Annotated in this window: 16 protein-coding genes; 8 read left to right on the forward strand and 8 right to left on the reverse strand. The window is 69.3% G+C overall.

Annotated features, from left to right (window positions below):
* Positions 1–50: 50 nt before the first annotated feature.
* From DZA62_RS26600 to DZA62_RS26620, 5 genes are all read right to left on the reverse strand, one after another.
* Positions 51–4,751: a glycoside hydrolase family 99-like domain-containing protein gene (locus DZA62_RS26600; protein ID WP_116951975.1), complete on the reverse strand. Its 4,701-nt coding sequence runs from the start codon at positions 4,749–4,751 to the stop codon at positions 51–53.
* A 110-nt stretch (positions 4,752–4,861) separates the two neighbouring features.
* Entirely contained in the window at positions 4,862–5,608 is a 747-nt protein-coding gene (locus tag DZA62_RS26605) for a sugar phosphate isomerase/epimerase family protein (RefSeq protein WP_116951976.1), read from the reverse strand.
* Positions 5,605–6,474, reverse strand: a complete 870-nt coding sequence (locus DZA62_RS26610) for a carbohydrate ABC transporter permease (RefSeq protein WP_198664224.1) — start codon at positions 6,472–6,474, stop codon at positions 5,605–5,607. The genes DZA62_RS26605 and DZA62_RS26610 overlap by 4 nt, the downstream gene beginning before the upstream one ends.
* Entirely contained in the window at positions 6,464–7,438 is a 975-nt protein-coding gene (locus tag DZA62_RS26615) for a carbohydrate ABC transporter permease (RefSeq protein WP_198664225.1), read from the reverse strand. Before DZA62_RS26615 ends, DZA62_RS26610 begins: the two co-directional genes overlap by 11 nt.
* 40 nt (positions 7,439–7,478) lie before the next feature.
* Positions 7,479–8,597: a GntR family transcriptional regulator gene (locus tag DZA62_RS26620; protein WP_198664226.1), complete on the reverse strand. Its 1,119-nt coding sequence runs from the start codon at positions 8,595–8,597 to the stop codon at positions 7,479–7,481.
* 90 nt (positions 8,598–8,687) lie between these two features.
* Here DZA62_RS26620 and DZA62_RS26625 point away from each other — a divergent pair, with 90 nt between their 5' ends.
* From DZA62_RS26625 to DZA62_RS26640, 4 genes are all read left to right on the forward strand, one after another.
* Positions 8,688–10,142 carry an ABC transporter substrate-binding protein gene (locus DZA62_RS26625; protein ID WP_198664227.1) on the forward strand — a complete coding sequence of 485 codons (1,455 nt, stop codon included), beginning with the start codon at positions 8,688–8,690 and terminating at the stop codon, positions 10,140–10,142.
* A gap of 69 nt (positions 10,143–10,211) precedes the next feature.
* Positions 10,212–11,900 (forward strand): glycoside hydrolase family 13 protein, encoded by a 1,689-nt coding sequence (locus DZA62_RS26630; RefSeq protein WP_116951980.1) that lies wholly within the window; start codon positions 10,212–10,214, stop codon positions 11,898–11,900.
* A 1-nt stretch (position 11,901) separates the two neighbouring features.
* A complete protein-coding gene (locus DZA62_RS26635; RefSeq protein WP_116951981.1) occupies positions 11,902–12,906 on the forward strand; it encodes a glycoside hydrolase family 113 in 1,005 nt (334 codons plus the stop codon).
* Between the two features lie 35 nt (positions 12,907–12,941).
* The gene (locus DZA62_RS26640; protein WP_116951982.1) at positions 12,942–13,733 is read left to right on the forward strand and encodes an IclR family transcriptional regulator; all 792 of its coding nucleotides are present in this window, start codon (positions 12,942–12,944) and stop codon (positions 13,731–13,733) included.
* A 25-nt stretch (positions 13,734–13,758) separates the two neighbouring features.
* On the opposite strand, the gene DZA62_RS26645 is transcribed toward DZA62_RS26640, so the two are convergent.
* Together DZA62_RS26645 and DZA62_RS26650 are read right to left on the reverse strand one after the other, a co-directional pair.
* Complete coding sequence (locus DZA62_RS26645) at positions 13,759–14,478, reverse strand: SDR family NAD(P)-dependent oxidoreductase (protein ID WP_157987934.1); 720 nt, start codon at positions 14,476–14,478, stop codon at positions 13,759–13,761.
* A 9-nt stretch (positions 14,479–14,487) separates the two neighbouring features.
* On the reverse strand, positions 14,488–15,189 hold the full coding sequence (locus tag DZA62_RS26650; protein ID WP_116951984.1) for an RraA family protein: 702 nt from the start codon (positions 15,187–15,189) through the stop codon (positions 14,488–14,490).
* An 80-nt stretch (positions 15,190–15,269) separates the two neighbouring features.
* Between DZA62_RS26650 and DZA62_RS26655 the strand changes: the two genes are divergently transcribed.
* From DZA62_RS26655 to DZA62_RS26670, 4 genes are all read left to right on the forward strand, one after another.
* Positions 15,270–16,460 (forward strand): enolase C-terminal domain-like protein, encoded by a 1,191-nt coding sequence (locus DZA62_RS26655; RefSeq protein ID WP_116951985.1) that lies wholly within the window; start codon positions 15,270–15,272, stop codon positions 16,458–16,460.
* Positions 16,461–16,474: 14 nt separating this feature from the next.
* Positions 16,475–17,578: a Gfo/Idh/MocA family protein gene (locus DZA62_RS26660; protein WP_116951986.1), complete on the forward strand. Its 1,104-nt coding sequence runs from the start codon at positions 16,475–16,477 to the stop codon at positions 17,576–17,578.
* A 106-nt stretch (positions 17,579–17,684) separates the two neighbouring features.
* Complete coding sequence (locus DZA62_RS26665; RefSeq protein WP_116951987.1) at positions 17,685–18,806, forward strand: GntR family transcriptional regulator; 1,122 nt, start codon at positions 17,685–17,687, stop codon at positions 18,804–18,806.
* 62 nt (positions 18,807–18,868) lie between these two features.
* The gene (locus DZA62_RS26670) at positions 18,869–19,243 is read left to right on the forward strand and encodes a hypothetical protein (RefSeq protein ID WP_116951988.1); all 375 of its coding nucleotides are present in this window, start codon (positions 18,869–18,871) and stop codon (positions 19,241–19,243) included.
* A 122-nt stretch (positions 19,244–19,365) separates the two neighbouring features.
* On the opposite strand, the gene DZA62_RS26675 is transcribed toward DZA62_RS26670, so the two are convergent.
* A complete protein-coding gene (locus DZA62_RS26675) occupies positions 19,366–20,121 on the reverse strand; it encodes an SAM-dependent methyltransferase (protein WP_116951989.1) in 756 nt (251 codons plus the stop codon).
* Between the last annotated feature and the right edge of the window lie 340 nt (positions 20,122–20,461).

Raw genomic sequence — 20,461 nt, forward strand, 5'->3', positions numbered from 1 at the left:
CCACCGTCGTCGGAGTCCTGGCAGCCTGCACCGGGGCGCCCGGGCGGCGATCAGGTGCCGAAGTGAACCCACTCGGGTGCGACAGCGCTGGCGAGTGCGCGCGTGCCGGTGAGTGAGAACTGGCCCGACGCCGTGTCGGAGAGGTAGATCGTCGCTCCGGCCGGGATCGTCGTCCCGGTCAACCCGGCGAGCTGGCTGCGGTGGAGGAAGCCGGACGTGAGAACGCGGCCGGTTGCCCCCGGCGTCATGCGGGTGAGGGCGACGCCGACGATCTGAGCGGGCTGTGCCGTGGCTCCCGCGGCGTTGACGAGTCCGGTGCCGTTGGCGACGACCGCGGACCATCGAGCGATGGCGAAGGGACCACTCGCGGTCCGGCTGAGCTCGCGGTCCGGAAAGGACGGGTAGTACTCGTTCTGCGCGACAAGGTACTCCTGGGCCTGGGCGATTCCGCTGATCGCCTGGTTGATCAGCGCGATGATGCCGGCGTTGGACTGGGCGGTGTGGTCCTGGCCGAAGACCACGGTGCGAGTCTGGCCCGCTGCGGTCACGTCGAGCTGTACGGGTGCCGTCCGGCGATCGCCCAGCCGGCGGCCCAAGGTGTTCGCCACGGTGACGTTCGCCTGCAGGCCGACGAGGATTCCGGAGATGTCGACGCTGCCGTACAGGTAGGCACTGAGCCCGCCTCCACCGGGTTGCGCCGTGAGGTCGCCGAAGATCAGCGGAACCGCCGATCCTGCGACGGTGATGGACGCCGCCGCGCTGGTGTCGAGGGAGAAGATCCGGAGGGCACTGCCGCGCTGACGGGGGAGGTACCCCAGTGGCGCCGAGGTGTCGACGGTGTGGTGGATCTCCGCGTGGTCGGACACCTGGCGGGCGGGCACCTGCGAGATCCAGGGTGTGTCGGTGTCGTCGATGTAGCCCGGCGACCACGTGCAATCGGTGAGGGTCAGGACGTCGGCGGTGCCCGAGCCGAGCGACTGCGTTGCGACGACGGTCGCGAACGCGCCGTGGCCGAGTCGGAGGTCGCAGCGCACCAGTTCGGTCACGTTCGGCGTGCTGAAGTCCTTGTTGGTGTGAACGTAGAACGGCTCCCGGGTCCCGGCGAGGGTGGAGTCCTCGACGCGGACCTGCACTCCTGACGCCGACCCATAGCCGTAGGGACGGTCCCAGAGCCACACCGTCGCGGGGGCGAGGCCGCTCTCGGGGTGAGCCGTTCGCCAGTCACGCGCGGCCTGGTTGCCGGCGTGCTCGATGCGGCAGTTGCGGACGACGTGCACCGCCCCGACGTTGGCACCCGATGCCTCGTCGTGAATGGCGTAGCGCATGTTCTTGGCGAGGATGGTGAGGTTCTCCAGCGTCGCGGTGCCGGACAGCCACAAGGTCGACGAACCGCTGATCTGAGCGTCGGTCGCGTCGTCGGGCAGGTCGCCACGCAAGATGCACGTGTCGCGGTCGGTGCCGCGCACGGTGACGTGGGGTTTCACCGTCCACTCGCGTTCGGCATAGGTTCCCGGATGCACCTCGATCACGTAGGGCCTCGCCGCGGAGGCATCGAGGATCGATGCGTTCGCCTGCGTCGGCGAGGTGAAGTCGCCGCTGCCGTCGGCCTTGACCGTGATGACGATCGGCCCTCCGGCGATCGCCAGCTCCTGGGTGTTCCCGTCCCACGCCACCGAGAAGTCCAGCACGTCGGCGAAGAACGAGGCCGGGATCCCGATCGTCCGGTCGGCGAGCATGCGGGCGGGCGCCTCGATCGTGACGTCGGCGTCGTTGTGCCGGACGGTGGTGCCGGTCGTCGGAACGGTGACGGTGTCGCCACCGCGCGCGATGTGCACGGCGTCGCCGTCGGGCGAGATGCCGGCTCGTCCGCCGGTGCCGTGGACGACCTGCTCGATGGACACGTAGACGATGCCGTCGTGTACCTCGGGCCGGGGGCGGGACTCGAGGATGCCATCGAGGCGGAGTCGCGGCCCCGTCATCGGCACGTGCCTGAGCCCGACGTAGTCGATGGCGAACTCGCCCACGTCGACGATCGGATCGATCCGGATCTGATGGATGCGTCCGCGCCAGGTGGGGACCCGCCACATGTCGAGATCGATCTCGCCGTAGTCCTGGCCGTCCTGGGGGATGGCCATGAACCGGGCACCCTTGGACTGGCTGTAGACGCCGTCGTGCTCGGTGATGAAGAAGACCTCGCCCTGCTGGATCGGTGTCGTGCGCATGCGGATCCGCAGGTACGGGTGTTCGGCGGCCTCGATGCCGAGCCCGGCCGGCGAGCCGACCTGAGGATCGTGGACGCTGCTCGTGCCGCGGAGCGCGCCGCTCGATGCGGTCAGGCCTTGGACGTTCGCCAGGTTGACCCAGCCCTGCCTGTCCCCGTCGGTGGTGAAGTCCCAGCCGATGGTGAAGTCGCCGTCAGCGGGGGGAGCGCTACCCGACGCAGGGGGCAGCTCGCGTCCGTACGGATAGAGCTTCTGCAGCCGACGCTGTTGGGCCGGCGTGGGCCGCGCGTTCGGTGCCGACCCGGTCGCGAACGTGTCCCGGATCGCGTTGAGGTAGTCGAAACCGTGGTAGTCGCTGGGCTGCAGGAAGTGACCCTCGCCCCACTCGTTCCAGTTCCCGAGCATCGTGATGCGCCGGCCGAGGTGGCCGGCGGGGAGGGAGGGAAGGTACTGGTCGCGCGCCCACTCGGCGACCTGACGATAGTCGTCCGGCGGCATGATCCGGCCCATGGTCCGGATCCAGGGCAGGTCGTCGCGCCCCATGGAGAGCGTCGCGAGTACATCGACCGGGCTGCTCGTGTGCCGTTGCTCCATGCTCGCCTGCTGCAGTTCCGGGTAGCCGTCGTACGAGTAGGCGTACTCGCCGGAGATGCCCATCGCCGCGGCCTCCGGCGCGACGGCGATGGTGAGGTAGATGACGTCGTCGAAGCCGAGTTCCTGTACGGCGGCGCGCAGGTAGTCGAGTTCGGCCTTCGCGGCCGTGGCCGAACCGAAGTTGGTGAGCAGTGTCCGCGAGTTGTAGACGCAGAAGACCGGCTTCTGGTCGACGACGTAATAGCGCGGGTCGCGGAAGTAGTACTCGATCAGGTACGGCACGATGTTCTGCCGGAAGTCCGCCGAGTTGGTCTGCCCGCTGGCGACGTTCTCCCACATCACGGCGAACTTGACGGCGTCGCTGTACTGGGACTCGAAGTATCCGTCGTGCAGGGAGTGGGCGAGATCCGGCGTCTTGATGGGCTGGCCGACGCCGCTGCTGGGCCGGAACCAGCATTGCATCCGGAACGTGATGCCTGCTTCGGCCAGCCACTTGTTCTCCCAGTCGGCGACCTCGGAGATGCCGTCGTCGTACCAGCCGAGATAGGGCTTGCGCTCAGGAAAACGGGTGATGAGGTCCCAGCCGAGGTGGTGACCAGTGCGCCACCCGCCGAACTCGGACATCCCGATGTGGTGTGTCGTCCCGGTCGAGGCCGGGACGGGCGCGGGCACATAGTCGCTGGGCAGGTGCGACTCCCAGTACACGCGTACGTCGTCGAGCTGGACGCGGACGCCGGGGCCGAGCTCGAGTGCTGCCGACCTCGGGGGGTTGATCTGGCTGGCAGCAGACCCGAACGCCGGCACACCGGCGAGGACGCGCTTGCCGTTGACGTGCACGTCGACCGTGGACTCGGGGACGTCGACGCGCACCTTGACGTGGTTCCACAGAGCCGGCCGGTACGTCCTCTGGTGCAGGACGCTGCCGTCGCCGTCGAGCACCTCGATGTGGGTCGCGCCGAGGCGGACCCGCAGCGTCTGCCCGCCCATCAGGCCGATCCGGTAGGTGACGTCGGTCCCCTGCTCGATCCGGACCTTGAACTCCGAGACACCGAGCGGGCTGGTGGAGTCGTAGCCCCGGGAGAGCACGGCCGGGTGGCTGATGCTTCCTCCGGAGGGACCGGCTTCAGCGCGCAGGCAGAACCGGTCGGCCCACTGCGAATGCAGGGTCTCGATCAGCGACAGCGTGACGCCGTTCGCCGCGGCCGCCCAGCCCGCTGGAACCTGGCCGGGGGTCACGTGGACGAACTGCTCGTTGACGATGGTGTCGCGGTAGAGCCGCACCGGGCCGAAGTACATGTCGTTCGTCGCGCTCCCGCTGCTGGCGACGAGCAGGTTGTCCAGCGTGGCGCCCGCCTTCAGCAACGGGACCTGCTCGGCGACCAGAGTGCCTCCGACGCAGACGGCCACCTGGCCGGCGTCCAGGTCGACCTTGAGCCGCAAGCCGATCTCGACGTCCGGGGCAAGAGTCGCGATCGGCAGGTCGGCGGCGTTCGGGCGGCGCAGACCCAGGGAGTTTCCGACCGCCCGGAGACTGACCACCTCCTCGGTCTGCTCTCGGAGCGTGAAGGAGATGCCGTCGAGCGATGCGCTGATGGGCTCGATACGGAATTCCAGCCAGAGCACGCCGCCGTCCTGCGGCTGGAACGGCCGCATCATCAGGACGGGCAGCCGCGAGCTGGTATCGGCGGTGCGGAACCAGCGCCCGTACTGCTGGCTGATCAACGCGCCGGCCTGGTCGATGTCCCAGGCGTCCGGCAGCGGATAGCGGCTCTTCTCCATGAAGAAGAAGTCGTCCTCGATGAGGTAGCGAGCAGAGACCCCATGGGGCGACGTGCCGCCACCGGCCTTGCGTGGGAGCGGTCGCTGGTGCGGGCCCGCAGGCGCGGCGGCCGCCGCCGGCGCCACCACGGCGCCGAGTGCGGCCGGGGCGGCCATAGCCCCCGCGACCTGAAGGAATGAGCGGCGGCTGAGCTGAGCAGACGGGTGATCCACGGTGCCTCCCGAGCGTCGTTGCGTGAAGGTGGTGTGGTGTTGTGCCGCTGTGGTCAGAGGGCGGCGAGCCGATTCAGGTACTGCCGGCTGGCGTCGATCGCGGCCCAGATGTCGCCGTCGTAGTGGTCGAACTCGATGACGCGGCGAGCGTCGGGTGCGGCCGACACGATGGCTTCCACGGGCACAGCGCCCTCGCCGAGCGGGGTCTGGCCGGTCGCGTCCTTCGTCAGGGCGCCGTCCTTGAGGTGGATCGCCGTGACGCGGCTCCCCAGCCGGCCCAGGAGCGGTGCCGGATCGATGCCGCCGACGAGCGCCCAGTAGGTATCGACCTCGAGGACGACGGCCTGGTCGAGATGCCGGGCCAGGTGTTCGAGGGCGCAGAGCGAGCCAAGACGGTACTCGGTCTCCCACCAGTGGTTGTGGTAGCCGACCGTGAGCCCGTAGCCGGCGGCCTGCTCGGCCACGGTGTTCAGCGCATGGGCGGTGGCCTCGACCGACCGGGCGGTGGTCCAGCGTTCCGCGGGCACATAAGGGTCGATGACCGTACGGGCGCCGATGCGCGCGGCGGCGTCGAGCACGGCCGGCACGTCGACGCCCTCCGTCAGCAGCCGGGCATGCACGGTCGGCGCGGTGAGACCGGTCCGTGCCAGAGCGGCGGCGTACTCGTCGGCTCGGGCGGGGAACCCGAACAGTTCCACCTCGTCGAATCCACGGTCGGCCAGCGCCTGCAACGTGGCAGGGAGGTCTCGCTCGATGTCGTCGCGGAGGGTGTACAGCTGGACCGAGAGGGGTGTGCTCACTTGGCCACCCCCGCGATGCCGCCCTGCAGCCCGGCCAGGAACCACTTCGAGAGGAAGACGAACAACAGCAGCAACGGGATGCTCGAGATGGCGTACCCGGCGAACAGCGGTCCCCACTCGGTCGCGTTCTGACCCTGGAAGAAGCTCAGGCCCACCGGAACAGTGCGCAGCGAGTCGTCGCTGATCGTGAGCAAGGGCCAGAAGAAGTCGTTCCACACCGAGATCACGGTCATCAGGGCGACGGTGCCGATGATGGGAGAGGAGAGCGGCAACAGGATCGAGCGGAAGAGTCGTGGCCCGGAGGCGCCGTCGATCTTGGCCGCGTCGAACAGCTCTTGGGGGACGCCCTCGAAGAACGTCTTCATGAGGATGATGGCGAGCACCAGGCCGCTGGCGACCTGCGGGATGATCAGCACCCAGTACGTGTTGAGGATCCCCAGATCCCGCACCAGCACGAAGAGCGGGATGATGCTGGCGATGTTGGGGATCATCATGAGCACCGCCACGAAGGCGAACAGCACGTTGCGCCCGAGGAACCGGTAGCGGGCCAGGACATACGCACTCGTCGCCCCCAGCGCGATCGTCCCGATCGTCGAGGCGGCCGCGACGATGAGCGAGGTCGTCAGGTAGGGGTTCACCTGCTGCCAGGCCACCGCGTAGTTCCCGAACTCCAGCGGCAGGCTCAGACCCCAGAAGTTCTGATAGAACTGCTCGTTCGTCTTGAACGAGCTGAGCAGCATGAACAGATACGGGAACAGCCCCACGCCGGCGAGAACACTCAGCGCCAGGATGACCCCGGACTGACTCGCCGAGGCACGTCGTCGCCTGCTCCGCAACCGGCTCTGGGTGGCAGTGTCAGCCGACATCGACGTTGCCCTTCTCCGAACGACGCACGAACAGTGCCGCGATGCTGAGGACGAGGATCAGGACGAAGAGCGTCGTGGAGAGCGCGGCCGCGTAGCCCCACTCGCTCGCGCCGAACGCCATGTCGAGGGCTCGGATGACCGGCACCATCGTCGAGTTGTCCGGGCCGCCGCCGGTGAGCAGGTAGGCGGAGAACCCGAATTGCAAGACCTGGACGATCGCGAGGAAGAACAGCAGCCGCACCTGCCCGAACAGCAGGGGCAGGTCGATGTGCACGAAGCGTTGCCAACGGTTGGTGCCGTCGACGGACGCCGCTTCGAAGACCTCGGATGGGATGTTCTGCAGCCCGGTCAGGAACACCAGGAACGGCAGTGAGGCGACCCAGGGGAACTGCACCAGGATGAGCGCCCACAGCGCGGAGCCCGGGTCACCGAGCCAGTTGCCGCGCAGGCCGTCCAGGCCGACGGCGGAGAGCAGTTCGTTGAGGACACCGGTGTTCGGGTCGTAGATGAAGCCCCAGAGCAGGACGGTCACGACGCCGGGAAAGGCGAGCGGCACGATCAGCAGGGTGCGGAAGACGAACTGCAACCGCGCGCTCCGCAGCGACGTCACCAGTTCGGCGGCCAGCAGCGGGAGGACCCACATCAGCGTCACCGACGCGACGAAGATGATGCCCAGGTTTCCGAAGGCCTGGATCCAGACGTCGTCGCTGAGCATCCGCCGGTAGTTCTCGAGGCCGACGAACTCCGACTCGAATGCCGGCCGCCAGTCGAAGAACGAGTAGTAGAAGCCGGAGAGCCCGGGATAGTAGCCGAAGAAGGCGAGCAGGCCGATCGACGGCGCGAGGACGAGGTAGGCCCACCAGACGATCCGCTGCCGGCGACGGGGGGCCGGCGCTGCCGGCGACGGAGGGCCGGAGTCGACCTCGCTCGTCGGGCTCTTGGGTGCCATCGTCTTCGATGTCATGGCCCGCATTATTCACATATTAAGTGTCCCAGCGCAAGGGTCAGGCCGGCTCACTGCGCACGACGTTCAGGCGTAGCGGTGACTCCTCCCGCTCCTGGAAGTCCGCTTCGAGCACCGTGTGCACCGGGCGTGGAGGGCGTCCGGTGGCCACCGCCTCGCAGGCGACCCCCGCGGCGGTCTCGCCGATCGCGCGGTGGGGCAGTATCGCCGTCACCGCGGTCAGTGGCGGGATCGTGGAATGGTCGCCCACCTTGCGGTCGGTGCCGGCGAAGTCCACGTCGTCGGGCACCCTGAGGCCGATGGCCAGCGAGTCGCTCAGGGCCTGCTCCAGGACGAAGCCGTTGGAGCACACGAACGCCGTCGGGGTGCCGTCCGCGACCGCCGACGCCAGCATCCGGCGTCGGACGTCGTCGGGCTGGCTGAAGTGGTCGCGGATGGCCAGGAGCTCGGCGTCGATCTCGATGCCGTGGTCGCGCAAGGCGCGCAGATGCCCGGCCTGCCGGTCGCGGACGCTGGTGCAACTGGTCTCGACCCAGAGCGTGGCAATGCGCCCGAATCCGCGCTCGACCAGGCGCGACGTCAGGTGGTAGCCGATCTGCTGGTTGTCGATCAGCACTGCGGCGCTGGGCAGTTCCTCCCAGTAGCGGTCGACGAACACGACCGGGATGCCCAGGTCACGTAGGTCCCGCACGGCTTCCGCGTCGCCGGGTCCGTCGACGGGGTAGAGGATGACGGCGGCCGAGTGCTGGGCCCGCCGCAGAGCCTCGCGCTGCCGCTCCCAGGATCCGTCCGTCGCGGCGATGGACGTCGTGAAGCCGAGTGCCGCCGCGGTGCGTTCCACGCCGTGGACGACATCCATCACATCACCACTGCTGAGTGCGGGGATGATGCAGGTGATCTCGGGTGGCCGGCCCGGTGCCGCGGACCGCCCGGCGGACGGCCTGCGCGCTGCGACGAACGTCCCCCGGCCGCGTGAGCTGACCAGGACGCCATCGCGTTGGAGTTCGCTCAGCGCTCGTGAAGCCGTCAGCATGCTGACGCCGTAGCGCTCGCAGAGCTCGCGCTGAGTGGTCAGCGGAGCGTCCGGGTCGTACTGACCGCGTGCGATCTGATCGAGCAGGTCACGCTTGATCCGCTGGTACATCGGGAGCTTGCCCACGCCGGCGCCTCTCACGGTGACAGTTGACGAACGCATCTTAACATGTGAATACTTCAGTCCCTCACGTCTCGTCAGAGAGATTGGATGGCAATGAAGCCCCAGAGATTCCGTCGTGTTGCCACCGCCTCGGCGCTGGCCCTCGTCGCGGTGACCCTGGCTGCGTGCTCGTCCGACGAGAGCGGCGCCAGCGGCGAGCGCGTCACCATCACGATCTCAGGCCCCAACCAGTGGAACAGCGACCCCTCGTCGTTCGGGCCCGAGTGGGAGGCACAGATCGCGCGGTTCGAAGAGCTCGAGCCGGACATCGACGTCGAGACGGTCGTCCTGCCGCTGTCGTCGTTCAGCGACACGCTCAGCACGCAGCTCTCCGCCGGCACCGCGTCCGAGCTCGTCTTCAACCAAGCGCCGCATCAGCCCTACATGGTGCATGAACTCGACGAGTACCTCGACCAGCCCAACCCGTACGTCGAGGGCAGCGATGCGTGGATCGACGTCTTCGACACTGCGTTGTTCGGCCCGGACAACTCCGTGACCTACAACAGCGAGGGCCACAACGAGTTCATCCCGTTCAACGTGTTCATCCCGGTCGTCTACTACAACACGGAGGCGTTCGAGGAAGCTGGCATCCAGGCGCCGATCGAGACCTGGGGGGAGTTCGAACAGGCCGCCCAGGCGCTCGAGGCCGCGGGCTACGTTCCGTTCGCCGCCGACAACGCGTCCCAGGGGCTGATGTGGACCTATGAGGTGATCTTCGATCAGCTGATGACCGGCGCCGTGTTCGACACCCTCAACGTCTTCGACGTCGAGGGCAACCCTGGCACGAACCGCTCACTCACGCAGAAGGACTGGGCGTGGGGTGTCAAGACCGGAGCCGTGCAGGCGACCGAGATCCCGGAGTTGCGAGGCTCTCTGGAGTTGCTGAAGGAGTTCTACGACTCCTACGTCACCCCGAACTGGTCCGGTGTCACCGGCAGCGGTGCGGCGGTGATCAACCAGGCGGACTTCACCAACGGGACCGCCGCCATGGCGTGGGGCTCGTCGTTCGGCTACTCGACGGTCGTCGCCGACGCGCAGTTCGAGGTCGGTGCCATGCCGTTCCCGACCGTCACCTCGGAGACCAGCGAGTACGCGACCGGCATCAACGCCCGGTACGGCGCTTCCATCTACGGCACCGCCTACATGATCCCGTCCACGGTCGAGGGACCCGAACTCGAGGCGGCGGTCAAGTTCCTGCAGTTCATGACCGCGCCGGATCACGTCGCCTCCTGGCTCGCCGAAACCGGGAGCCTGTCGGCGCTGGCCGATCCCGAGGTCCCGGACAACCTGCAGGCCTTCGTCGCGAGCGACTGGGTCGAACCCCGCCAGATGGGGTCGTCGGGCATCTATCCGCCGAACGGAACCGATCCGCAGGCGCTCTACGGCGGGTATCTGCTCGGGACGAAGGACGTCGACCAGATGCTCGCCGACATCCAGGCCAGTTGGGAGCAGGTGGCCGACCAGAACATCGAGCGCGGCGGCTGGACCGACGACTGGGCGCAGTCGTAGCGGGCGCTCACGCGGGGTGTGCCGGAGCAGGGCGCACCCCGCGCAACAACTCTCGAGGAAGCGAGGCCCATGACCACGCTGGGCATGTCGGAGCCGGCCCGGATGGTCGCCACGGAGGATCCTCTCTGGTGGCGCACCGCCGTGATCTACCAGGTGTACCCGAGGTCGTTCGCCGACGCCGATGGTGATGGCGTCGGCGACCTCCGGGGCATCGCCGACCGGCTGGAGAGCCTCGCCGAGCTCGGTGTCGACGCCCTCTGGCTCTGTCCGTTCTACACCTCGCCGCAGACCGACGGCGGCTACGACGTGGCTGACTACTGCGACGTCGACCCGGTGTTCGGCACCCTGGCCGACTTCGACGACCTGCTGGACCGGGCGCACGGGCTGGGCCTGCGGGTGATCATCGACATCGTCCCCAACCACAGCTCGGACCAGCACGCCTGGTTCCGCGCGGCTCTCGCGGCAGCGCCAGGCTCCCCGGCACGGGACCGATATCTGTTCCGTGACGGGACCGGGTCCGACGGCTCGGCACCGCCGAACAACTGGCAGTCCACGTTCGGCGGCCAGGCATGGACCCAGCTGCCGGACGGCCAGTGGTACTTCCACATGTTCGATGCGACCCAGCCGGACCTGAACTGGCGCGATCCCGGCGTCCGGTCGTCGTTCCGGCAGATCCTGCGGTTCTGGCTCCACCGAGGCGTCGACGGGTTCAGGGTCGACGTCGCGCACGGGATGATCAAGGCGGAGGGGATGCCGGACTACCATCCGCAGGATCTCATCGGCCGGTTCGGTGTCGACCCCGGCGTCATTCTCACGAAGGAGGGGCCGAACCCGCCGTACATGCTGCAGGACGGCGTGCACGACATCTGGCGCGAGTGGCGGGCGGTGCTCGCCGAGTACGGCGACGACCGGGTCCTCTGCGCGGAGGCGTGGGTCGAGCCGCTCAGTCACCTCGCCCGGTGGGTCCGCCCCGACGAGATGCATCAGGCCTTCAACTTCTCCTTTCTGGAGACGCCCTGGGATGCGTCGTCGCTGCGGCAGGTCATCGACGACTCGATCAGCGCTTTCGGGTCGGTCGGAGCGCCGAGCACGTGGGTGCTGTCCAACCACGACGTCGTCAGGCACGCCAGCCGGCTGGGGCTGGTGCAGCAGCCGGCTCCGGGCGACGGGCTCGGCCCCCGCACCGCCTCCGGGCTCGATCCCGAACTCGGACTGCGGCGAGCCGGCGCCGCGTCTCTGCTCATGCTGGCCCTCCCGGGCAGCGCCTACCTCTACCAGGGAGAGGAGCTCGGCCTGCCGGAGGTGGTCGACCTTCCCGACGACGCTCGCCGCGACCCGTCCTGGTTCCGTACCGGCGGTGTGCGCTACGGGCGTGACGGCTGCCGAGTGCCCCTCCCCTGGGAGGGCACCGAGCCGGCGTTCGGGTTCAGCCGCACCGGCGCGAGCTGGCTCCCGCAGCCGCGGGAGTGGTCGGCACTGGCACGCGACCGTCAGCGTGGTGTGGCCGGCAGCACGCTCGAGCTCTACCGTTCCGCCCTGGCGCTGCGACGCGAGCACGGCCTCGGTGGCGGAACGGTCACCTGGCTCCCCGGGTATCCACCGGACGTGGTCGCGCTGCGCAACAATGGCGTCACCGTTCTGGCGAACACCGGCTCCAGGGCGGTCGAGCGTCCGGGCGGCCGGCTGCTGGCCGGCTCGGGACCGGGCGCTCCCGGGGTGCTCGCGGGCGACACGACCGTATGGCTGCTGGAGGAATGAGATGGTCGACGTCCCGTTCCAGCGAGGAATGAGCTACGGCTACCGCGCGCTTCGCGGCGACTACGCCGTCGACGCGGTCGCGCGCGACGCCGAGCAGATGGCGACCTGGGGCATCGACAGCGTCGCCCTGCACGTGCACGTCGCCCAGGAGACGTTCGCCTCCACCCGTGTCTTCGCCGACTTCCGCGTGACGCCCGCGGACGAGGAGCTCGCCGGGGCGATCGCGGCGTTCCGCAGCCGCGGCATCCGCGTGATGGTCAAGCCGATGGTCGAATCCCAGGACTCCGCCTGGCAGGGGTCCATCCGCTTCCCGGACGACGGCAACGAGCAGATCGCCGGCGTGCGTACGGACTACTGGCGGCGCTGGTTCGCCAGCTTCACCGGCTGCCTGCGTCATTACGCCAGGCTGGCCGAGCACGCGGGTGCCGAGCTGTTCTGCGTGGGTTGCGAGCTCGTGGGCACGATGGACCAGTCGGAGTCGTGGGAGCGGGCCATCGCCACCGTGCGCGAGGAGTTCGGCGGCGTCGTCACGTACAACACCGACCACTCGGCCCTGGATGCGCCGCGCGACTGGTTCCGGCGCCTCGACGCGCTCTCGGTCAGCTACTACGTCGCCGCCGCGGACGCTGCGGGCGCGACCGCCGACCAGATGGTCGACCACCTGCGGCCGCATGCCGACGCGCTCGAGCAGCAGGCGGAGCGGCTCGGCATGCCGGTGTTCTTCGGCGAGATCGGTGCCCGCTCGCGTGCCGGCACGGCGACGCTGCCCTGGGACTACCAGACGCCGGCACCGTACAGCGGCCGGGAACAGGCCGACTATCTCGCCGCGATCCTCCGGACGTTCTGGGCGCGGCCCTGGTGGCGGGGCCTCTACTGGTGGAAGTGGGACGAGCGGCAGCACCGTCCGCAATACCACGACGATCCTGCGGGCGACAGAGGGTTCACCCTCCAGGGCAAGCCCGGCCAGCAGGTGATGACCGACTGGTACGCACGCCGGAACCGTTGACCGGTTGCACAGGGTGCAACAACTAGCATGACGACATGGCGGGCACAGGCGCTGAGACCGAACCCACCGGAGAACGCACCCGGACGGCACGAACGCTCGTGCGAGGGCTGGACGTGCTCGAGGCGGTCGCCGCCGCGGACGACGGCATCGGTGTGTCCGAGATCGCCGCGACGGTGGGGTTCGACAAGGGGACCGTCTCGCGGCTGCTCGGGACGCTGCGCAGCCGGGGCTACGTTCACCAGCGCACCGACCGCCGGTTCGAGATCGGCAGCCGGGTGGACTGGCTGGCCGGCCGATATCGCGGTCGTATCGAGGTCGTCCGGGCCGCGGCCGAGGGGCACGCGCGGGACCTCTGCGCGCGTACCCGCGAGACGGTGCACGTTGCCGTCCGCGAAGGCCTCGACGTCGTCTACGTCGCACAGGAGCAGCCGGACAGGGCGGTCCGGGTCGACTCCGCGGTGGGTACGCGGCTTCCGCTGCGCCGCACCGCCATGGGCCGGGCGATGCTCGCCGCCCTCGGTCCCCGGGAACGCGAGGCGCTGCTGGCCGCCTTGCGTCAGGACGCGGTCGTCGCGGGAGACGGGTTCGACGAGGCGGAGTTGCTGTCGGACGTGGCGGCCGCCGCCCGGCGGGGGTGGGCCGCTGTCGATCGTCACGACGATGTCACCCGGCTCGCGGCCGCGATCACGGGTCCGTTGGGCGACCCGGTGGCGGCGCTGGCGCTGTCCGGCCCGGCCTACCGCGTCGAGCCGGAGCTGGCGGCGTATGCCGCGGCCGTCGTGGCCACCGCGGAGGCGATCAGCGCCGACCTGGCTCGGCAGTCGTGACCACGCCCTCCGGGGGACGAAGCCGTCACAGGGTGAACCCGCCGTCGACCACGATGTCCTGGCCGGTGATGTAAGCGCCCGCCGGGGAGCAGAGCAGCACCGCCGCGGGCACGCAGTCGCCGGCGGAGCCGAGCCGGCCGGCCGGGATGGCGTCGACGACCCGTCGGCGATAGACGGGATCGGCGAGCGCCGCGGCATTGCGCGGGGTGTCGATGACCCCGGGGGAGAGGTTGTTCACCGTCACGCCTGCCGCTGCCACCTGGCCGGCGAGGTTGCGAACGAGCGAGAACTGGGCCGCCTTCGACGCCGCGTAGGCCAGCATGCGCGGGTGCGGCCTGGACTGCTGCACACTACCGACGGTCAGCACCCTGCCCCAGCCGCGATCCACCATCGCCGGCAGCAGCCGCCGGATGAGGTCGAACGGCTCGATCACGTTGGTCCGCAGCTGCTCCTCGACGTCGAGTGGGTCGGTGTCGCGCCAGTCGGCCGGTCGCTGGACCGACGCGCTGGAGACGACGATGTCGACCGGCCCCAGCCGCAGTGCGGCGTCGGCCAGAGCGGCGCCCGATCCCGGGGCCGAGAGGTCGTGGCTCAGGTCGCCGCCGGCCAGGCCGTGCCGGACCACTCGGCACCCCCGGGCCTCGAGCGCGTCGGCGATCGCCGCGCCGATGCCGCTCGTGCCGCCGGTGATCAGAGCGGCGTGCCCGTCGAGCCCATCGGCCGAGTCAGCGCTGGACGAGGTCACGGCCACCACTCACAGGCGTCCGTGCTTGCGATACACGGCCACGGGGTCCGCGCCGCTCTCGAACTCGGCCCGCACCTCGTCCTCCTGCTCGATGAGCGATTCGACCCGTTCGAGCACCTCCACGACGTGTGCGCGCGGGATCGCGACGACGCCGTCGATGTCGCCGAAGACGAAGTCGCCAGGGTCGACGGTGACCGTGGCGCTCGTGGCTCCGCGCAGCGCGACGGTGCGCTGCCAGTCGTAATAGCTCCAGCGGCGCAGGGCCTCGACGGGGCTGAGGTAGCGGCAGAACACCGGGAAATCGCGGTCGAGCAGGAAGCGGGTATCGCGGGAACCGCCGTCGACCACGGCTCCGATGACGCCGCACGATGCCCCGACGGTCGCGTTCATCTCGCCGTAGTGCGCGGCCTGCATGTCGAAACTGCAGTCGCGGACGTCGACGAGCGGCACGCCGGTGGCCTTCATCGCCGTGAACAACTCGATGCGACGGGCTCGCAGCGATTCGTCGCCGGTGGGGTCCGGGATCCCCTTGATCGTGAAGGCGGGCCCGGCGACGACCCAGCGGTTGTCGACCGGCCGGATGTCGTTCGCCAGCGCCTGATTCGGCAGCCCCAGCTCCTCCAGCACGTCGTAGACGGCGCCGGAGTAGCAGGCGCGATAGCGCTCGATGAGCTCCTCGACCGGCAGCTCGTACTCATACGGACTCGACATCGAACCCTCCGTCCAGTGTTGGCTTATGCCCAACTAGTGTTGCACAGAGTCCTACCGATGAGCATCGAGGGAGCCGCGCCATGAAGATCGTCGACCTCCGGGCCAGGACCGTCGCCATACCGACCGATGCGAAACTCCGTCACAGCACCGGCGTGCACCCGGGCTACTTCATGCGCACCGTCCTCGAGCTCATCACGGACGAAGGGATCGTCGGCCTGGGCGAGGTGGGTGGTGGCGATCAGCGAGGCGCCTTCGCGAAGCTGCGTGAGCGCGTCGTCGGCCACGATCCCTTCCACCTGGAGGCGATCAAGTCGGCGACGCTGAGGTCGATCTACTACCTCTCGAACGCCCGGCTGTACGCGGCCATCGAGATGGCGTGCCTGGACATCCAGGGCAAGGTGCTCGGGCGACCGCTCAGCGATCTGCTCGGTGGCCGGGTACGCGACGAGGTGCCTTTCATCGCCTACCTCTTCTGGCGCTACGACCGCCCGGGTGGCGGCGACGACACGCGGGCCGAGGACCTGGTGGAGCTCTGTGAACAGCTCACCGAGCAACTCGGGGTGAGCGCGATGAAGCTCAAGGCAGGCGTCCTGTCGCCGGAGGAGGAGGTACGGGTCCTCGAACTGTGCCGGGACCGGCTGGGACCGGACTACCGCCTGCGCATCGACCCCAACGGGGTCTGGTCGGTGCCCACCGCGATCCGGCTGGGCCACCGGTTGGAAGCCGTCGAGCCCGAGTACTTCGAGGACCCGGCCTGGGGCCTCGCCGGCAACGCCGCCGTGCGCGAGCAGGTACGCATCCCCATCGCGACCAACATGTACCCTGCCCGCTTCGACGACCTGGCGCCCGGCATCCGGCTCGGCGCCGTCGACATCGTGCTGAGTGACATCCACTATTGGGAGGGGCCGCGAGGGGTCAGGGACCTCGCAGCCGTGTGCCGCACGTTCGGCCTCGGCCTGGCGATGCACTCGGGAGTGGAGTTCGGCATCGAGCTCGCGGCGATGCTGCACACCGCCAGCACGATCCCCGACATGCTCACCGCCGGCGATGCCCACTATCACTACCTGACCGACGACGTCATCGCCGGCGGCAAGCTGCCCTACGTCGACGGCGCCATCCGGGTGCCCACGGGACCAGGACTGGGTGTCGAGCTCGACCCCGAGAAGATGGACAAGTACGAGCGGTTCTTCGCCGAGGTCGGCGACTACTACGCCCGGTTCCACGTCGACGCGCGACGTCCCGGCTGGGTCCCAGCGCAGGTCGGATTCTAGGAGGAAGCTCATCCATGAACGCCACCGGACGAGTCGGCATCGGCGTCGTCGGCGCCGGCTCGATCTCCGATCAGTACCTCCAGAACCTCGGGTCGTACCCGGATGTCGAGGTGCACTTCGTCGCCGACCTCGACGCCGACCGGGCGAGAGCCAAGGCGGACCAGTACGGCGTGCCGTCGAGCGGCACCCCTGGCCAGCTGCTGGCCCACGCAGGTATCGAGATCGTGGTCAACCTGACGGTCCCGTCGGCGCACTTCGACGTCGCCGTCACGGCTTTGCGCGCAGGTAAGCACGTCTGGAGCGAGAAGCCGCTCACGCTGGATCCGGCCGACGCCCAGCGACTGCTGATCGAGGCGCGCAGCCGTGGGCTGCGCATCGCGGCCGCACCCGACACGTTCCTCGGCCCCGGTCTGCAGAAGGCCATCGAACTCGTGCGGGAGGGCGCGATCGGAACACCGCAAACGGCGGTCGCCATGTTCCAGGTGCCGGGTCCCGAGTCATGGCATCCGAACCCGTCATTCCTCTACGCCCCGGGCGGCGGACCTCTCTTCGATGTGGGGCCGTACTACCTGACGGCACTCATCCAGCTCCTGGGCCCGGTCGCCCGCGTCGGGGCGACGGCGAACACCGCACGCCACACCAGGACCATCGCCACCGGCCCACACGCGGGTACCGAGTTCCCGGTGCTCGTGCCCACTCACGTCGCCGCCCTCCTGGAGTTCGAGAGCGGCGCGACCGCACAGGCGCTGTTCAGCTTTCAGTCGCCGATGCGCCGCGTCGGGCTGCTCGAGATCTCGGGAACCAGCGGCACCATGGTCCTGCCCGACCCCAACGGATTCGACGGCGACATCGTCGTCATCGAATCGGACACCGAGACGGTGGTCCCGACGGTTGCCCGGACCGGGCGCGGGACCGGCGTCGTGGACCTTGCCCGGGCGATCCGGGCCGGCGTGCGCGAACGCGCCTCCGGCAGCCTCGCGTATCACGTGCTCGACATCATGGTCGCCATCGATGCCGCAGCCGAACAGAAGACCTTCGTGCCCGTCACCAGCACGGTCACCCCCAGTCAGCCGCTGCCCGAGGACTGGGACCCGCATGCGGCGACCTTGGAGGTGTGATCCGTCGCGCCTGCTGGTCGGCCACGCGTGGGTGCGACCGGGGCCGGCCGCGCGGTGACAGAATTCACATGTTAAACTTGATCGTCAAGTGACGGGAAGGTGGCGTGTGGCGAAACTCGCGATGTACCAGCAGATCAAGCGGGACCTGCTCGATCGGATCGCCCGGGGGGACTACGAACCGGACCTTCCCTTCGTGACCCAGCGCGAGATCTGTGAACGGTACGGCGTGAGCATGCTCACCGCCGCGAGGGCGATCACGGAGCTCCAGCAGGAAGGCGCACTGGTCAGTCAGCGGGGTCGTGGGACCTTCGTCGCCCCGCGGCGGCGCGACCCGAGCCCGCCCCGTCGTGCCATGGAGGCGCCACCGACGATCACGTGCGTGGTCCCGTCGCTCGAGAGCGGAGACGTCATGGACGTCTTGCGCGGGGTGCAGCTCACGGCCGCGACCTATGGGTTCGCCACATCGATCGTCGACGCCGAGGGCTCGTGGGACAAGCAGCACGACGCGCTCTCGCGCGCCGCGCACTCGGCCGCCGTGATCATCTACCCGGTGGACGGCCGGGGTGATCCAGGGGCCGTCATGGCGCTGCGCGAGGTGGGCGTCGCGGTGGTCTTCATCGACCGGTACTGGCCCGACACGCCGAACGCCGCGGTCGTCATCGACAACGAGGAGATCGGCTACCGCCTGGCGTCACGCCTCATCGAGCGCGGTTTTCAGCGCATCGGGACGCTCTGGGTCGAGACCGACTGCACCAGTGTCCGCGACCGGCAGTCCGGTCACCTGCGTGCGCTTCGCGATCATGGGCTCGAGATCGATGCCGAGCTCCTGGCGATGCGTGACTACCTGCGCCTGCCCGACGACCAGCGGCGGGCCATCCTCGCCGATGCCGTGTCGGGGGCGGATCGTCCGACCGGGTTCGTCTGCTCGAACGGCTTCGTCCTGGAGCGGGCGATCTCCGACGCGCTCGAGATGGGGCTGCGCATCCCCGAGGACCTCGACTTCGCCGGCACGGACCGCAAGGTGGGGAGCCAGTCCTCGATCCCACCCCTGACGGCCGTCACGGCGATACTCCCGCACCCGGTGATCGGTGAGAGGGCCGCGCGGATCGCCTGTGAGGCCGCGATGGCCGGGGCGCAGCCGCTGAAGTCCGTCGTCGTGGTCAGGGCCGAGTTCCAGGAGCGCGAGGACTCGGACCTCCGGATCAGCGTGACCATCGCGAATGGATGACGCTTGCTCCTGGATCATTAACATGTGATTATGCACCGGTGACGTTCGCATCGAGCCTTCACATGACGGCGACGAGTCTCGCCGAGTCCGCCCTGGCGGAGATCGCGAGCCGGTTCGTGCACCCGCATTCCGGCATCGTCCTCGACTACGTGAGCCCCGACGGGAGCATCGACCTGCCCAGTCCCGACGAGCTCGCGGACGGCAAACCGAACGCCCTCGCGTGGTGGACTCCGGGGGAGAACGGCGCGTTCTTCACCGGTCTCCATCTGCTGGCACTCACCAGGGCCGCCACGGTGCACGGCGACCAGGCGATCGTCGAACGCGCGCGATGTGCGGCCGGCACCCTGATCCGCCTGGCGTCGGTCGGCCGCCGGCCGGGTTTCGTGGCGCGCATGGTGGTGAGCACACCGAACGGCTGTCCTTGTGCCGATCGTTGAGCACCGCCTGGAGGATCAGGAAGCCGCTGGCACGGCCGCGCGGCAACAGGCAGGCGGCCTGCTCGCATTGGGCTGCTCGTCTGTCCGTGGTATCGGCAGCGACCCGCCGAATAGGTGATCGGTCAGGGCGCGGCGGCCAGGGTCAGGTAGCCGAAGCCGAGCGGTCCGCGCCAGCCGTGCAGCCAGCGGCGACGGTGCTCGTCCGCCTTGCGCCGGATCTCCGGTGCGTCCGGTGAGCCGGGGTTCTCGAGCAGCCAGTGTTCCCAGCCGAGCGCGTGCAGCGACTCGAAGCGGTCCCACTCGTCGAGGGTGGCCTGGGACAGGTCGAGCGGCCGGTACCCCAGGCCGATCGTGGTGTCGACCAGATCGGGCAGCGAACGGCACTGGTCGCGTTCCATGCCCATCGTGGTGAGCTCGTCCGCCGTCGGGTCGCGGGTCCAGATCATCTCGCCGAGCAGGAGACGGCCGCCGGTCGGCAGGATCGCCCGGATCGCCTTCAGGGCCGCGGCGGTGGGGTCGGTGTCCAGGTCGCCCCAGATGTGGCTGGAGCCGATGTTGATCACGACGTCGGCCGGCTCGGTCAGGTGCCGGCCGGCGTCCTCGGCCAGGAACGTGACGCGTCCGTCGAGGCCGCGGCGGGCGGCGTTGGCCCGGGCGTGGTCGACGGCGGCGGCGTCCAGGTCGACGCCGAGGCCGGTGGCGGCCGGCTCGGCCTCGAGAACGCGCAACAGCAGTTCGCCCCAGCCGCAGCCGAGGTCGACGACGCGCCGATGGGCGAGCGGGCCGAGCGAGGCGACCAGCCGGCCGGCCCGCTCGTCCGACAACGGGCTGTTGAAGTCGGCGTCGTCGAAGAACGGCGGAACAGGCGGATCGGTCACCGGCCGACTCTATCCGTGACCGCGGGCGGGAACCGGACTGGCTGAAGACGGCGGAGGAGATCGACTTCATCGTCGCCGTCGGAGTGGACCGTGCCTTCGCGACCACGATGCGCAGGTCGACGAGTGCGCGCTGGAGGGCGTGTGCCTGGGTCGCCGTTCTTCTTCGGCCTTGCCGTCAGTTCGGAATCACTTGAGGTCCCATCGGCGATCCGTAGGGCGAGTCAGCAGTCCGCGGCCGTGGCATCACGCCTGACGGCCGCCATCCCGTCGAGCCGAAGACGATCGCGTTGAGCCTCTCCGGAGGCGGCGACGGCGATCCAGATGATCGTGCCTAGCGCCC

The sequence above is a fragment of the Jiangella endophytica genome (assembly GCF_003427025.1).
Taxonomy (GTDB): Bacteria; Actinomycetota; Actinomycetes; order Jiangellales; family Jiangellaceae; genus Jiangella; species Jiangella endophytica.

What these genes read in the sequence shown, in the direction of transcription:
- DZA62_RS26600 (WP_116951975.1), bottom strand. Translation starts at nt 4,751, where the DNA reads ATGGCCGCCCCGGCCGCACTCGGCGCCGTGGTGGCGCCGGCGGCGGCC.
- DZA62_RS26610 (WP_198664224.1), bottom strand. Translation starts at nt 6,474, where the DNA reads ATGTCGGCTGACACTGCCACCCAGAGCCGGTTGCGGAGCAGGCGACGA.
- DZA62_RS26615 (WP_198664225.1), bottom strand. Translation starts at nt 7,438, where the DNA reads ATGACATCGAAGACGATGGCACCCAAGAGCCCGACGAGCGAGGTCGAC.
- DZA62_RS26625 (WP_198664227.1), top strand. Translation starts at nt 8,688, where the DNA reads ATGAAGCCCCAGAGATTCCGTCGTGTTGCCACCGCCTCGGCGCTGGCC.
- DZA62_RS26630 (WP_116951980.1), top strand. Translation starts at nt 10,212, where the DNA reads ATGACCACGCTGGGCATGTCGGAGCCGGCCCGGATGGTCGCCACGGAG.
- DZA62_RS26635 (WP_116951981.1), top strand. Translation starts at nt 11,902, where the DNA reads ATGGTCGACGTCCCGTTCCAGCGAGGAATGAGCTACGGCTACCGCGCG.
- DZA62_RS26640 (WP_116951982.1), top strand. Translation starts at nt 12,942, where the DNA reads ATGGCGGGCACAGGCGCTGAGACCGAACCCACCGGAGAACGCACCCGG.
- DZA62_RS26650 (WP_116951984.1), bottom strand. Translation starts at nt 15,189, where the DNA reads ATGTCGAGTCCGTATGAGTACGAGCTGCCGGTCGAGGAGCTCATCGAG.
- DZA62_RS26655 (WP_116951985.1), top strand. Translation starts at nt 15,270, where the DNA reads ATGAAGATCGTCGACCTCCGGGCCAGGACCGTCGCCATACCGACCGAT.
- DZA62_RS26660 (WP_116951986.1), top strand. Translation starts at nt 16,475, where the DNA reads ATGAACGCCACCGGACGAGTCGGCATCGGCGTCGTCGGCGCCGGCTCG.
- DZA62_RS26670 (WP_116951988.1), top strand. Translation starts at nt 18,869, where the DNA reads ATGACGGCGACGAGTCTCGCCGAGTCCGCCCTGGCGGAGATCGCGAGC.